We start from the raw sequence: 14,220 nt of genomic DNA on the forward strand, positions 1-14,220 counted from the left end.
CTCAGGCGACGCCGCGCCGGCGCTGCGGCACCCGGGCGGGCGCCGCCTGCAGCGTGCCGTCGGGCGCAAAGACGAAGATCCGCGTGGGATCCACGTAGAGCGCGATGGTTTCGCCGATCTGGTGCGGATGCACGCCGTGCTCCTGGGCGACCAGGGGGACGCCGGCATGCCCGACATGGATGAAGGTCTCGGACCCGCTGATCTCGGCCAGCTCGACCCGCGCGCGGATCGCCACGGCCATGTCGTTGGGCCGGACCACCGACAGGTGGTTCGCGCGGATCCCGACGCGGCAGGGACCCGGCGGCAGGCCGCGGTCGTGGGCGGCCAGCGGCAGCGCCGTGCCGTCGCCCAGCATCAGGCGGTCGTCCGACAGGATCGCGTCCAGGAAGTTCATGGGCGGGTCGCTGAAGATCGCCGCGCAATCGGCGGTCACCGGCTGGCCGTAGACCTCGGCCGTGGGCCCGTGCTGGATCAGGCGCCCCTCGTGGAGGACGGCGGTGTTGCCCCCCATGATCAGCGCCTCGGCCGGCTCGGTGGTCGCGTAGACGACGATCGTCCCGGTATCCCGGAAGAGCTGCCTGAGCTCGGCGCGCAGCTCCTCGCGCAGCTTGTAGTCGAGGTTCACCAGCGGCTCGTCCAGGAGCAGCAGACGGGCGCCCTTGACCAGCGCCCGGGCGATCGCCGTGCGCTGCTGCTGCCCGCCCGAGAGCTGCCCCGGCAGCCGGTCGAGCAGACCCTCGATGTGGAGCATGGCGGCGGTGCCGCGCACGCGCCGGTCGATCTCGTCGCGCCCGAGGCCCTGGCGCCGCAGGGGGGAGGCGATGTTCTCGTAGACCGTGAAGGACGGGTAGTTGATGAACTGCTGGTAGACCATGGCGACGTCGCGGCGGCCCGCCGGCACGCCGGTCACGTCGCGCCCGTCCTCGAGGATCCGGCCGCCCGTCGGCTTGTCGAGTCCCGCCATCAGGCGCAGGAGCGAGGTCTTGCCGGCCAGCGTCCGGCCCAGCAGCACGTTGAAGCTGCCGGGCTCCAGCGCCAGCGAGATCCCGTCCAGATGCAGCGCGGCGCCGACCCGCTTGGAGACGTCTTCGAGGCGCAGGGTCATCGGCTGCCTCCAGCGGTCCTGAGCCGGCGCGTGCCGTCGGCGCGGCGGGCGAACCAGGCCGCGACGGCCTCCCGGGCTGCCGCGTCCAGATGCAGGCCGAGCTTGCTGCGCCGCCACAGGAAGTCTTCGGCCGTGCGCACGAACTCGTGGCGGATGCCGTATTCCAGCTCGGCCGCGTAGAGATCGCCGCCCATATGCTCTCCGAGATCAGCGAGATCGGCGGCTTCGCCGAGCAGCAGCGGCGCGCGCGTGCCGTAGGCGCGGGCCAGCCGCCGCGCCATGGCGGGCGGAAGCCAGGGGTGCCGGCGCTGGAGCCCGGCCAGGAAGCCCTCGAAATCGGCGTTCGGGATGTCGCCGCCCGGCAGCGGCGTGCCGCCGGTCCAGGGGCGCCCGTCTCGGCCCAGCGCCTTCTGGACCATGTCCACCGCCTGCTCGGCCAGTCGGCGATATGTCGTGATCTTGCCGCCGAACACCGATAGGAGCGGCGGCGCGGCGCCGTCCGCGGTGTCGAGCTCCAGCACGTAGTCCCGCGTGACCGCCGAGGCATCCTCGGTTCGGTCATCGTAAAGCGGGCGCACGCCGCTGTAGCTCCAGGCGACGTCGGCGGGGGTGAGCTGCCGCTCGAAGTAGCGGTCGACCAGACGGCAGAGATAGGCCGTCTCGTCCTCGCTGATGGCGACCTTCGCGGGATCCCCGCGGTAGTCGACGTCGGTGGTGCCGATCAGCGTGAAGCGGTGCTCGTAGGGGATCGCGAAGACGATGCGGCGGTCCTCGTTCTGCAGGATGTAAGCGTGATCGCCCTCGTAGAGCCGGGGCACGACGATGTGGCTGCCCTTGACCAGCCGCACCCCGTAGCGCGCGGCGAGGCCCAGCCCCGCGCTCAGCACGTCGCCGACCCAGGGACCGGCGGCGTTCACCACGGCGCGCGCCGCGACCTCGCGGACCTCGCCGGTCCCCTCCGCCTGCAGCCGGGCGCGCCAGGCCGCGCCCTCGCGCCGCGCCTCGGCGCAGCGCGTGCGCGTCAGCACCTCGGCCCCGCGCAGCCCGGCGTCCGTGGCGTTCAGCAGCACCAGGCGGCTGTCCTCGACCCAGCAGTCGGAATACTCGAAGCCGCGGGTGTAGACGGGCTTCAGCGGCCGCCCGGCGGGGTGGCGCCGCAGGTCGATCCCGCGCGATGGCGGCAGCAGCCTGCGCCCGCCGAGATGGTCGTAGAGGAACAGGCCCAGGCGCAGCATCCAGGCCGGCCGCATGCTGCGGTCGTGGGGCAGCACGAAGCGCAGCGGCCAGATGATGTGCGGCGCCGCGCGCAGCAGCACCTCGCGCTCGATCAGCGCCTCGCGGACCAGCCGGAACTCGTAATGCTCGAGGTAGCGCAGCCCGCCATGGATCAGCTTGGAGCTCGCCGAGGAGGTGGCGCTGCCGAGATCGTCCTTCTCGCAGAGCAGGACCGAGAGCCCGCGCCCCGCGGCGTCACGCGCGATCCCCGCTCCGTTCACGCCGCCGCCGATCACGAGAAGGTCGAAGGGATTGGGTCCGGAACCGGCCATCGACACCTTCCCGTGTTCACATCGGGCGCGTTTTCATATCGGCCCAGTGTTCGCATGCGCGGCCCAGCGCGCATTCACATGTTCGTATAAGAAACTGCTGCCCGACGTACAATTGCGCAAAAGAACAAGCATGGCCTTGGGGTGCACCTCTCCGGGGCTGTTGACGCGGCAAGGAGGCGGGTGAGGGGCTGTGGCCGACGCTGCGGCCGACGCTGCGGCCGACGCTGCGGCCGACGCTGCGGCGGACGCTGCGAGGGGCGCTGGGGCGAAGCCCCCGCAACGGGACCTGGGGCGGCTTCGCCGCGCGGTCGTCTATACCCTTGCCGCCCGCCGGTGCGGGCGCCATCCTGGCGCGCCTCTGGCGATGGGGCCCGGAGGACGGAGGAGTTGCGATGGCGATGGGCGGGAAGGCGGATCTCGGGCTGGTCGGCCTCGGCGTGATGGGGCGGAGCCTGGCGGCCAACCTGGCGGACCATGGATATCGCGTGGCCGGGCTGGACCTGGACCCGGGCCGCCGCGCCGCCTTCGCGGCCGATGCCGCCTCCGCCGTCCCATGCGCCGGGCCGGCCGAGCTGGTGGCGGCGCTGGCAGGCCCGCGCGCTGTGCTGCTGATGGTGCCCGCGGGCGCGCCGGTGGACGCGGTGATCGCCGATCTCGCGCCGCATCTGGCGCCCGGCGACCTGCTGGTGGACGGCGGCAACTCCCACTTCGCCGATACCGGCCGGCGCGCGGCTGCGGCGGCCGATCGCGGGCTGCTCTATGTCGGCCTGGGCGTCTCGGGCGGGGAGGAGGGCGCGCGCCGCGGCCCCTCGCTGATGGCCGGCGGGACCGAGGCGGCGGTGGCGCGGGTCGCGCCCATGCTCTCGGCCATCGCGGCCCGGGCCGAGGGCGAGCCCTGCTTCGCGCGGGTCGGGCCCGGCGGCGCCGGCCACTTCGTGAAGACCATCCACAACGGCATCGAGTATGCCGACATGCAGCTGATCGCCGAGGCGTATTTCGTCCTGCGGCATCTCGGCGGCTTCTCCCATGCGCGCCTGGCCGAGACCTTCGCGCTGTGGAACCAGGGCGAGCTCGGCTCCTACCTGCTGGAGATCACGGCCGACATCCTGCGCAAGACGGATCCCGAGACCGGGGCTCCGATGCTCGACGTGATCCTGGATGCGGCCGGGCAGAAGGGTACCGGCCACTGGGCCGCCACCACGGCGCTGGAGCTCGGCATGCCGGCCCCGACCATCGCCGAGGCCGTCCATGCGCGCTGCCTGTCGGCCCTGAAGGCAGAGCGGGTCCGAGCCTCCCGGGGGCTGGCCGCGGCGCGCCCGCCGGTGCCCCCGCCGGCGGAGACCCCGGACCAACTCGCGAAGGCCGTGCACGATGCGCTGCTGTGCGGACGCATCGCGACCTACGCCCAGGGCTTCGCGGTGATGCGGGCCGCCGCCGAGGCCTTCGGCTGGGACATGGACCTGGCCGCCGTCGCCAGGGTGTGGCGGGCCGGCTGCATCATCCGCGCGAAGCTGATCGACCGCATCCTCGACGCGCTGCGCGGCGACCCCACCCTGCCGAACCTGATGCTGGATCCCGGGATCGGCCTGCTGGTCGCGCGCGCCGAGCCGGGCTGGCGGCGCGCCCTGGTGCTGGCCGCCGAGGCCGGCCTGCCGGTGCCCTGCACGGCCTCGGCCCTGTCCTATTGGGATGGCTACCGAAGCGAGAAGCTCTGGGCCAACGTGATCCAGGCGCAGCGGGACTATTTCGGCGCCCATGGCTACCGCCGTCTCGACCGCCCGGACGCGGTCGTGCACACCGACTGGACGCGCCCGTGATCGTGCTGGTGATGGGCGTCAGCGGCGCCGGGAAGAGCACCGTGGGCCGCGCCCTGGCCGCGACGCTGGGCGCCGTCTTCCTGGAGGCCGACGACTTCCACCCGCCCGCCAACGTCGCGAAGATGGCCCGCGGGACCCCGCTCGAGGATGCCGACCGCTGGCCTTGGCTGGACGCGCTGGCCGCTGCCATGGGGGCCGAGGCCGATGCCGGCCGCGACGTGGTCGTCGCCTGCTCGGCGCTGAAGAAGACCTATCGCGAGCGGCTGCTGGCCGGCCGCGAGGACGTGGCGCGCGTCGTCCATCTCCGCGGCGACGAGGCGCTGATCGCGGCGCGGCTGCGGGAACGGCCCGGCCATTTCATGCCGCCCGCCCTGCTGCCGACCCAGATCGCCACGCTGGAGGCGCCGGACGACGCCCTGACGGTCGAGGTCACGGCGCCGCCCGACGTGCTGGTCGCCGGCATCGCGCAAGCCCTGCGCGGGTCCTGAGGCCCGCGCAGGGTCGCGGCCGGACGTCCTCGCCCGTGGCCGCGCCCGCAGCTCAGCCGCGGTTCGGGCCGGCGCCCGACCCGTCGCCCGACCCGTTGCCCTCTGGCCTGAGCGGCAGGGGGACGAAGTTCTGGGCGTCCTCGCGCTGGCGCAGGATCAGCACGGCCTCGCGGTTCTGCTCGCGCGCCTGCCGGACCGCCTCGGCCACCTGGCTAGGCTCCGAGACCTTCTGCCGGCCGACCCGGGTGATCACGTCGCCCGGGCGGAAGCCCTGGCGGTCGGCCGGGCTGCCCTCGCGCACGTCGGCGACCAGGACGCCCTCGTCGGCGCTCTCCAGGCCGAAGCGCTGGCGCAGCTCCGGCGTGATCTCGGCAAGCGCCAGGCCGAGCGCTCCCTCCACCGCCGTCGAGGGCGGCTGGGTCTCGGCCCGGGCCAGGCGGGCCGCAGCCTCCTCGAGCCGAGCGATGGTCGGGTTCAGCGTCACCCGCTGGCTGTCGCGCCAGACCACCATCTCCACCCGCTTGCCGACGGGGGTCCTGGCGACCGCGCGGGTCAGGTCCCGCAGCTCGCCGACCGCCGATCCCTCGTAGCTCAGGATCACGTCGCCGACCTCGACGCCCGCCTGGCCTGCTGGGCTGCTCTCGGTCAGGCCGCTGACCAGGGCGCCCTCGGGCTTCTCGAGGCCGAGGGCCTGGGCGATCTCGGGCGAGACCGGCTGGATCTGCACGCCGAGCCAGCCGCGCTCGACGCCGCCGGACTGGCGGAGCTGGGCGACGATGTCCCGCGCGATGGCGGACGGCACCGCGAAGCCGATGCCGACGGAGCCGCCGCTCGGCGAGAAGATCGCGGTGTTCACGCCGACCACCTCGCCGTTCATGTTGAAGAGCGGGCCGCCGGAATTGCCCTGGTTGATCGCCGCGTCGGTCTGCAGGAAGTCGTCATAGGGGCCGGCGTTGATATCGCGGGCACGCGCCGAGACGATGCCGGCCGTGACCGTGCCGCCGAGTCCGAACGGGTTGCCGATGGCGAGCACCCAGTCGCCGACCAGGGTCTTCTCGGAATCGCCCCAGGCGACGGCGGGAAGCGGCTGCGGCGGCTCGACCTTGACCAGCGCAAGGTCGGTGCGCGCGTCGCGGCCGACCAGCTTGGCCGGCAGCTCCGTCTTGTCCTGCAGGATCACCGTGATCTCGTCGGCATTCTCGACCACGTGGTTGTTGGTGACGATGTAGCCCGTGGAATCGATCACGAAGCCGGAGCCCAGCGCGCGCTGCGGGCCCGGCGGCAGCTCGGGCAGGCCGAATCGGTCGCGCAGCTCGGGCGGGATCTGGGGCAGGCCGGGGATCGGCGGCAGGCCAGGAATAGGCCCGCGCCCGCGGGGACCCGGCCCCGGGCCCGGCCCTGGGCCCGGAATGACGCCGGGCCCCGTCGGCGGGGTGTCGTTCAGCGTCGTCGCGATGCTCACGACCGCGGGCAGCTTTTCCTGGACCAGGGGGTTGAAGCTGTCCGGGGCCTGCCGCATGGGGCTGCCGGCTCCCGTCTGCTGGGCGGCTGCCGGAAGCGGGCCTGCCGCCGCCAGGGCGACCGCGCCTGCAAGGGCGCTCGCGAGGACGCGCGCGTTCATGGGTTCCTCCTCTGTGCTGTCGCCGCTGCAACCCGTCGCGCCTGCGGAGGTTCCGCCGTGGCCGGACCCGGAGGAGGGGGCGGGACGCCCGCCGCTCAGCCGACGCTGCGCGCGCCGAAGGGCAGCACGTAGCGGCCCGAGCCGGGCTCGAAGCCGAAGCGCCGCCCGTAGAAGGGCAGCAAGGCGGCCTCGGCGCCGGGATCGTCGGGCCGCACGACCACCGTGCGCACGGCGCCGTCGGGATCGAAGGCCACGTCCTCGACCGTGCCGTAGGACTGCCCGTCGACGAAGGTGACGAGGTCGCCCAGCAGCGCCGCGACGCTCCACCCGCCGGAGGTGGATGCGGCGGGCGCTGTGGCCGGGGGTACCCCGGCGGGGCCGGCGACGCGCAGCACCGCGCCTTCGGCCTGCACGGCCGCCCAGGGCATGGCGGCCTGCCCGGCCGGACCCTCGACCATCACGGCGGCCAGCCGCTCGTCCGGGCCTACCATCAGATCGATCACCTGTCCCACCGGGCCCGCCGGTCCCATGACGGCCATGCCCATCAGTGTCCGGGCGCGCAGCGTTCCCGCGGGGTCGGGCTGCTTCCAGTCGGGCAGGACGAAGCTGCGGTCGCCGGCGCCGAGCCGGTCCGGAAGGGTGTCGCCGCAGGCGGGTAGAAGACAGAGGCCCAAGGCCTGCGCTGCAAGGATGGCGGTTCGCATGCGGGCAAATGGCATCGGCAGGCTCGTGCAGGAGGCGCTCGACAATCCAACAATCTGGACGATCCAACAATAAGGTATGGCAGGACTCTCGAAACCTCCCGGTAACGCACGGACGGGCATCATGGCGCAGCGCAGGGGGCGGGACGGGGGTTACGGGTTGCCGGGGACGAGCCGGGCGGGAGCGGGCCAGGAACGGGCGGTGCGGCCGGCAGGGCCGGTCGAGGCGGCAGGGCCGGCGGGGCCGGCTGGGGCGGCAGGTCCGTCAGAGACGGCCGGGGCGGCGGGCCGGGTGCCCGACTCCGCCAAAGGATCGTCCATGCCCTCTGCCGGCCTGCCCGATGCCTGGGACGCGCTGCCCGAGGCCGCGCTGGCCTGGGATGGGGCAGGTCGCATCCTGAGGGCCAACGCCGCGGCGCAGCGCCTGTTCGGCGCCCCGATGCTGGGCGATTCGCTGGATCTCTGGCTGCCGGGACTGATCCGCGGGGATGGCGCCGCCGCCGGGCCGGGCCTGGCCGAGGCCGAGGCACGCCAGGCCGACGGCGGGCGCTTCCCGGCCGAGATCGCGCTGGGCGTGGCCCAGGACGGCGTCGTCTTCGCGCTGGTGCGCGACATGACCGAGCGCCGACGCCTGGAGGCCGCGCGCGCCCAGCTCGGCGACCAGCGGTTCCGGGATTTCGCCGAGACCGCCTCCGACTGGCTCTGGGAGACCGGCCCCGACCACCGCTTCACCTATCTTTCGGACGCGCTGCTGGCCTCGGAATGCCTGGGACATTCCCGGATCGAGCTGACCCGGCGCGAGCCCGGGGACGAGCCCGCCTGGGACGATCACCACGCCGACCTGGCGGCGCACCGGCCGTTCCGCGACTTCCAGCACGTGATGATGCTGCGGGCGACCGGGCTGCGCTATGTCAGCGTGAACGGCCGCCCGGTCTTCGATCCCGACGGGAGCTTCCGCGGCTATCGCGGCTCCGCGACCGACATCACCGAGGCAGTGCTCTGGCGCCGCATGCGCGCCGAGACCGAGATCCGGCTCAAGGCGATCCTGGAGGCGGCGCTCGACGGCATCGTGACGGTCGGCGTCAACGGCGGGATCGAGAGTTTCAACCCCGCGGCGGAGCGGATCTTCGGCTACCGCCCGGGCGAGGTGATCGGCCGGAACCTGCGCATGCTGATCCCCGGCGCCTGGTCCGACCAGGCGGGGCCCGCGGCGCTGGTGGGCTCGGGCCGGCTGCTGACGGGCCGGCGCGAGGACGGCACCGCCTTCCCGCTGGAGCTGTCGGTCTCGGAGGCGGATCTGGCCGGCGAGGGACGCTTCTACGTCGCGATCCTGCGCGACGTCACCGAGCGCCGACGGGTCGAGCAGGAGCTCGAGACCTACCGCGAGCACCTGGAGAACCTGGTCGAGCAGCGCACGGCCGCCCTGGGCGAGAGCGAGGCGCGGCTGCGCTCGATCCTGTCCAGCTCGGTGGTGCCCATGGTGGTGGCGGCCGAGGCCGACGGGTCCCTGCGCTTTGCCAACGAGGCGGCGTCCCGCCTCCTGGGCTTCGCGGGCGAGCTGGCCGGGGGCACGGACGCGGCGCTCTACGGGCGCCCCGAGGACCGGGCCCTGGTAACGACCGAGCTGGCCCGTCGCGGCCGGGTGCTCGACCTGGAGCTGCGCCTGCGCAAGCGCGACGGCGGGGGCTTCTGGGCGTCGCTGTCGGCGATCCCCATGCGCTTCGACGGCGATCCCTGCGTCCTGCTGACCTGCATCGACATCAGCCGCCGCAAGGAATCCGAGCTGGCCATGGTCGAGGCGCTGCAGAAGGAGAAGTCGCTGAACGAGCAGCAGCAGCGCTTCTTCTCGATGGCCTCGCACGAGTTCAGGACGCCGCTGGCGATCATCGACACGGTGACCCAGATGCTGTCCCGATTCGACGATGCGCTGTCGACCGAGGAGCGTCGTCAGGAATACGACACGATTCGCGCCGCCGTCGCCCGCATGACGAACCTGATGGAGAGCGTGCTCTCGGCCTCCCGCGCCGAAGCGGGGACGCTGCGCCTGAACCTGACCGAGGTCGACCTCCCGACTCTCCTGCGCGAGGCCGTCAAGCGCCAGCAGCTGATCGCGCCCGATCACCGAATCGACCTCGACGTGACGGCCCTGCCCGCGACGCTGCGCGGCGATGCGCGCCTGCTGGAGCAGGTGCTCGCAAACCTGCTGTCCAACGCCGTGAAATACTCCCCCGAGAGGCGCCCCATAAAGGTCACAGGCACGGCGCGCCGGGGCGAGGCCGTGATCGCGGTGCAGGACCGCGGCATCGGCATCCCCAAGGCCGAGATGGGCGGGCTCTTCCGCAAGTATTTCCGCGCCTCGACGGGTGCTACGATCGCGGGAACCGGGATCGGCCTGCACCTCGTGCAGCTGGTCGTCGGGCTTCACCAGGGTCGCGTCGCGGTAGAAAGCGTCGAGGGCGAAGGCAGTACCTTCACGGTCGCGCTGCCGCTGGAAGGCCCATCGGGCGAGGTGCCATAGCCCTTCGTCCAGCTCGGTCCGACCCGGCCGAACGGGGTCTACCATCAGTACGGCTATCCCGTCCTTCCGAAACAGAATCGAATGCGGCCTGTTCCTGGATGTCCAGGTCGGGGTTATCCTGGTCATGTCCGAAGCCACAGATTTTACAAAGGAAAATACTCCTTTCCGGAATGTCGAAGGGCGATTTGGATGATCAGCGTCATCATGCCGGCCTTTCAGGCTGAGGAATTCATCGGGGCGGCAATCGAGAGTATTCGCAACCAGTCGCTGCGCGACTGGGAGTTGATTGTCTCTGACGACGGGTCGACCGACGGGACCCTTGCCATCGCCGAGCGGCATGCGGCCGAGGATTCGCGGATCCGCGTGCTGCGGAACGATCACGTGGGCGTCGCGGCCAATGGCAACCGGTGCCTGGAGGCCGCGCGATTCCCCTGGGTCGCCCGCATGGACGCCGACGACGTTGCGCTGGAGCACCGGCTCGCGCGGCTGATGCAGGCGGCGCTGGAATCGCCCGAGGTCGTCCTGTGGGGCGGCCGGGCAATCCTGATCGACCGGAATGGCCGTCACATGCGCGACGTCAATCTCGGCCCGCGGAGCACCGAGGAGTTCCGCGCCATGCGCGCCGAGGGCAAGGTGATATACGTCTGCGGCCCGACCTCGATGATGCGGCGCGACGTGGCGCTGCGGGCCGGCGGATACGATCCCGGCCTGAAGGCCTCGGTCGACGTGGAGCTGATGGACCGCATGGCCGATTTCGGCGAGGTCCGGACGATTCCCGACGTTCTGACGCTGTACCGGCTGCATGGCGGCAGCATCAGCTCCGCACGGGTCCTGGAGCAGCAGCGCACCTTCTCCTTCGTGCGCGCCCGCAACCTGGCGCGGCTCGAAGGCCGGATGCTGACCTATCCCGAATACCTGCAGGAGCTCGACTCGCAGCCCTGGAGCCGGCGTGCGCTGCGCCGCCTGCGTGCGCACGGCCAGCGCTACTACCGCAACGGCCTCGTGCATCTGGCCGAGCGGCGCTTTGCCGCCGCCACCGGCGCGCTCGGACTTGCGCTGATCTTCGATCCCACCAACACGCTCAAGCGGGCCGGCCGCCGCGTCGGCGGCAACGTCAAGCGGCGCCTGGTCTCCGCCTGATCTCCGCCTGATCGGCGGGGCCGGCCCAACCCGGCCCCGCACCCGATCCCGATCCCGATGGGCTTGCGGCCCGCGCGACGCTGGCGCGGGCCGCAAGCCCATGGGCCCGGCGCGGCAAGGCTCAGCCCCGCATCAGCTCAGATCGGCCGACCGGGTCGCGACCTCGGCATCGTGCTGCCGGATGCGGCGGATCACGACGGGCGTCATGGCCAGGTGCTGCGCGATGCCGATCAGGGCATAGGCTGCGACGCCGGACAGCGGCGCGGAGTAGGCCGCCGCGATCGGGAAGACGAGGAGCCGCGGTATCAGCGCCGCGATCTCGGCCACCAGGACGAAGCGCTGCAGGTCGAAGACCGGCGCCAGCATGAAGGCCGGGACGCTGACGAAGCGCATGAACCACCATACGACGATCCACTGCGCATAGACGCCAGCCTCGCGCCAGGCCTCGCCGAAGACCAGCGCGTAGAGCTGGGGCCCGACGAGCATCAGCACGACCGTGGGCGCGACCGCGAGCACGGCCATGCTGCCCGTGATCCGCAGGAAGAAGCCCATCACCGGAGCGCGGCGCCGCACCCGCGCGACGGCCTCGCCGTAGAAGACGCGGCGCGTCGCCGTGCCGATCAGGTTCATGGGCAGCTCGAGCAGCCGGTAGGTGAACCAGTAGAGGCCGGCCATGGTCGGGCTGAACAACGCCGTCATCAGCAGCGGCGGCAGGGTCACCGTCGTCGAGTTCACCAGCGCTGCCGGAGCGTTGTAGAGCGGGAAGCTCGCGTGCTCCCGGGCCATCCTGCCCATCTCGCTCCAGCTCAGGCTGGACAGGATCGCGCGGAGTTCGCCCTTGAACTGGCGGGTCAGGGCGACCGTCGCCATCATGGAGCCGCCGATCTGGCCCAGGATCAGGCCCGGCGTGCCCCAGCGCGCGAGGCCGGCCATGATCTGCAGCACAGCGACGCCGAAGGAGCGCCAGATCTGCGAGACGGCGATCGCCTTGAAGTTCGCATCGCGCGTGCCCCAGAAGGTGAGAACCGTGTTGCTGCTGGACGCGAAGACCGCGAGCGGCAGGAACCAGGCCAGCGCACCCAGCTCGCCGGCGCCGAACAGGTTCAGGATCTGCTCGCCCGCCGCCGCCACCGCCCCGGCCGTGAGCGCCACCGCCCCCATGACCACCAGCATGGCGAGCGCCAGGATGTTCATGGCCTCCTCGGGCGTCCGGGCCAGGACGATCGCGAGCTCGTAGCGCCCGCTCGCCACCACCACCATGGTCATGTTGAGCGCGCCGAACAGCGCGAAGAGGCCGAATTCCGCGGGGCTGAACAGCCGGACCAGCAGCGGGTAGGCCAGCGCCGTCAGCACCTGGGCCGCCGCCGTGCCGGTGGCCAGCACGGCGACGTTGCGCAGGAAGGGCGAGCGCGCGAGGCGGCGGACGGGGGCGGGAAGGCGCCGGCCCAGCATGGCGGGGAAGCTCAACCGACGCTCCGGCCGATGCTCGCGGCGCCGCGGGGTGCGGGACGGCGAACCCCGCGGCGGCTCCGGGCGGCGCTCATCCGCGTTGCGGGCTGCGCCCGCCGAAGGAGGTCGGAGGAGCGGCGATATGCACCGGGCGGGGCGCCGTGCGGACAGCCGGCACACGCTGCGGCGTCAGCCAGAACGAGGTCATCAGGAACAGCGCCCACATCAGGTTGCTCTGCTCCAGGATCACCCGCTCCGGGAAGCTGTAGACCAGCAGGAAGGCCAGGAAGAGCGCATAGAAGACGCCGACGTTGTCGGTCGAGGTCACGAGGCGCTGCCACACGCGCTTGACCGTCTTGGCGAAGGCAAGGCCCAGCAGCACGCAGCCGGCGATGCCGAGCTCGAGCCAGACGTCGAGATAGCCGTTGTGGCCGTTGCGCATGCCCTCCCAGGAGAGCTGCGCATAGACGTTCCGCGCGCCCGCCTCCGTCCAGAAGGTCCGGTAGCCGACGCCGAACCAGGCGTTCTTCATGCCCTCGTGGATGGCCGCGGTCCACAGCGTCGTGCGGCCCGTCAGCGTTTCGCTGCGGCCCAGCGCCTCCAGGCCGAGCGTCAGGATCTGGACCCCCGCGACCAGCACGATGCCGAAGGTGACGATCAGGACCACCGGCAGCTTCACGTTCAGCGGAAGGCGGCCGCGCCGCAGCGCCCGGACGGCCGGCCAGGTGGCGATCACGCCCACCAGCGTCGCGATGCTGGTCGCCGAATTCGCCATGTAGAGCAGGCCGATGGCCGCCCCGATGGTCGCCCACCACAGCCAGCGGATGGGGCCGCGGCTGTCGGCCTGCAGCAGCAGCATGACGAACACGGTCATGGCCGCGAAGAGGCCCTGGACGTTCTTGTGCCCGAAGGTGCCGCGCCACAGGCCGGTATGGGGCCCGATCCGGTGCTTTCCCCAGACCGTGAACAGCGCGAAGAAGTAGCTCATGGCGCAGGCCAGCACGAAGGCCCAGCCCAGCAGGACCAGCAGCTCCTTCGGCGAGAACCGCAGCACCAGGTACATGGCGAAGGCGGTCGTCAGCACCAGCGCGAATCCACGCCGGAACGTCGTCGCGGGATAGGGTGACCAGAAGGCCGAGAAGAGCAGGTAGATCAGCAGCGCGAAGATCAGCGGGTTGCCCGCGATCAGCTTCCAAGCGCGCCGGTAGTCCATCAGCAGGAAGGTGATGCCGATGGAATAGATCGACAGCGACAGGATCTGGAATCGGATGTCGCCGCTCCCGCCGGTGTCGACCGCCAAGTCCTGGCGCGGCGTCCAGCTCGAAATGAAGGGCTCCATGCCGCCCATCAGGAACACCAGGGCGATCACGACGAAGACCCGCTCGAGCGTGCGGATCATCGAGTACTGCAGCGGATTCATGCCGCTTCCTCTCCTGCCGGGGACGGCGCTCTTGGCGGGGACTTTAGAGGCCGGGCGGAGGGCTGAACGACTCCGCGTCGGTGGTATACACCCGCGGCTAGGCCGTCCGGACCTCCCTATCCACGCCAGAACGGCCGGAAACGGCCACTGTTCCAGCCGCGCAAAAAAGCGCTTGCCACCCGGTTGGGCTAGGCCTATATACCGGCTCCCGACGCGGCGGGGGGCGATGAGCCCGGCGCCGACGGGCCCCAGGAAAGGTAGCGGGTACAGCGCGCTCCGGCGTGCGTGGCCCGCTTCGTTCCCGGGTCGGGAGGTTCGCCTCCCTGGATCTATGACATCGTCGAAAATGGTTCGAGAAGGGATGCGCAGGCGGCGGTCCCATGGGTGTCCCGGTTTGTGGGCAGCACATGGATC

10 protein-coding genes are annotated in these 14,220 nt (G+C 71.9%); 4 read left to right on the plus strand and 6 right to left on the minus strand.

All coding sequences use genetic code 11. The features are described from left to right. Nucleotide 1: 1 nt before the first annotated feature. Together JUB13_RS29480 and glpD are read right to left on the minus strand one after the other, a co-directional pair. Complete coding sequence (locus JUB13_RS29480) at nt 2-1,105, minus strand: ABC transporter ATP-binding protein (RefSeq protein ID WP_207485830.1); 1,104 nt, start codon at nt 1,103-1,105, stop codon at nt 2-4. After that, a complete protein-coding gene (gene glpD, locus JUB13_RS29485) occupies nt 1,102-2,652 on the minus strand; it encodes a glycerol-3-phosphate dehydrogenase (protein ID WP_207485832.1) in 1,551 nt (516 codons plus the stop codon). Before glpD ends, JUB13_RS29480 begins: the two co-directional genes overlap by 4 nt. Before the next feature lie 392 nt (nt 2,653-3,044). Here glpD and gndA point away from each other — a divergent pair, with 392 nt between their 5' ends. Next, nucleotides 3,045-4,469 carry an NADP-dependent phosphogluconate dehydrogenase gene (gndA, locus tag JUB13_RS29490; RefSeq protein WP_207485834.1) on the plus strand — a complete coding sequence of 475 codons (1,425 nt, stop codon included), beginning with the start codon at nt 3,045-3,047 and terminating at the stop codon, nt 4,467-4,469. Continuing rightward, nucleotides 4,466-4,957: a gluconokinase gene (locus JUB13_RS29495; RefSeq protein ID WP_328703047.1), complete on the plus strand. Its 492-nt coding sequence runs from the start codon at nt 4,466-4,468 to the stop codon at nt 4,955-4,957. The genes gndA and JUB13_RS29495 overlap by 4 nt, the downstream gene beginning before the upstream one ends. A 52-nt stretch (nt 4,958-5,009) precedes the next feature. On the opposite strand, the gene JUB13_RS29500 is transcribed toward JUB13_RS29495, so the two are convergent. Beyond that, nucleotides 5,010-6,578: a DegQ family serine endoprotease gene (locus JUB13_RS29500; protein ID WP_207485836.1), complete on the minus strand. Its 1,569-nt coding sequence runs from the start codon at nt 6,576-6,578 to the stop codon at nt 5,010-5,012. A 95-nt stretch (nt 6,579-6,673) separates the two neighbouring features. After that, nucleotides 6,674-7,282 (minus strand): PRC-barrel domain-containing protein, encoded by a 609-nt coding sequence (locus JUB13_RS29505; RefSeq protein WP_207485837.1) that lies wholly within the window; start codon nt 7,280-7,282, stop codon nt 6,674-6,676. Between the two features lie 316 nt (nt 7,283-7,598). Between JUB13_RS29505 and JUB13_RS29510 the strand changes: the two genes are divergently transcribed. Together JUB13_RS29510 and JUB13_RS29515 are read left to right on the plus strand one after the other, a co-directional pair. Beyond that, nucleotides 7,599-9,797 (plus strand): sensor histidine kinase, encoded by a 2,199-nt coding sequence (locus tag JUB13_RS29510; RefSeq protein ID WP_207485838.1) that lies wholly within the window; start codon nt 7,599-7,601, stop codon nt 9,795-9,797. 189 nt (nt 9,798-9,986) lie between these two features. Further along, nucleotides 9,987-10,937 (plus strand): glycosyltransferase family 2 protein, encoded by a 951-nt coding sequence (locus JUB13_RS29515; protein ID WP_207485839.1) that lies wholly within the window; start codon nt 9,987-9,989, stop codon nt 10,935-10,937. Between the two features lie 132 nt (nt 10,938-11,069). On the opposite strand, the gene JUB13_RS29520 is transcribed toward JUB13_RS29515, so the two are convergent. Both JUB13_RS29520 and JUB13_RS29525 read right to left on the minus strand, forming a co-directional pair. Next, nucleotides 11,070-12,404, minus strand: coding sequence for a lipopolysaccharide biosynthesis protein (locus tag JUB13_RS29520; RefSeq protein WP_207485840.1), 1,335 nt, complete (start codon nt 12,402-12,404; stop codon nt 11,070-11,072). A gap of 73 nt (nt 12,405-12,477) precedes the next feature. After that, nucleotides 12,478-13,806, minus strand: a complete 1,329-nt coding sequence (locus JUB13_RS29525) for an O-antigen ligase family protein (RefSeq protein WP_207485841.1) — start codon at nt 13,804-13,806, stop codon at nt 12,478-12,480. Nucleotides 13,807-14,220 lie beyond the last annotated feature (414 nt).

Source organism: Arenibaculum pallidiluteum (genome assembly GCF_017355985.1).
Taxonomy (GTDB): domain Bacteria; phylum Pseudomonadota; class Alphaproteobacteria; order Azospirillales; family Azospirillaceae; genus Arenibaculum; species Arenibaculum pallidiluteum.

Excerpts from the sequence above, each read along its gene's own strand:
- JUB13_RS29480 (WP_207485830.1), bottom strand. The coding sequence starts at position 1,105 with ATGACCCTGCGCCTCGAAGACGTCTCCAAGCGGGTCGGCGCCGCGCTG.
- glpD (WP_207485832.1), bottom strand. The coding sequence starts at position 2,652 with ATGGCCGGTTCCGGACCCAATCCCTTCGACCTTCTCGTGATCGGCGGC.
- gndA (WP_207485834.1), top strand. The coding sequence starts at position 3,045 with ATGGCGATGGGCGGGAAGGCGGATCTCGGGCTGGTCGGCCTCGGCGTG.
- JUB13_RS29500 (WP_207485836.1), bottom strand. The coding sequence starts at position 6,578 with ATGAACGCGCGCGTCCTCGCGAGCGCCCTTGCAGGCGCGGTCGCCCTG.
- JUB13_RS29505 (WP_207485837.1), bottom strand. The coding sequence starts at position 7,282 with ATGCGAACCGCCATCCTTGCAGCGCAGGCCTTGGGCCTCTGTCTTCTA.
- JUB13_RS29510 (WP_207485838.1), top strand. The coding sequence starts at position 7,599 with ATGCCCTCTGCCGGCCTGCCCGATGCCTGGGACGCGCTGCCCGAGGCC.
- JUB13_RS29515 (WP_207485839.1), top strand. The coding sequence starts at position 9,987 with ATGATCAGCGTCATCATGCCGGCCTTTCAGGCTGAGGAATTCATCGGG.
- JUB13_RS29525 (WP_207485841.1), bottom strand. The coding sequence starts at position 13,806 with ATGAATCCGCTGCAGTACTCGATGATCCGCACGCTCGAGCGGGTCTTC.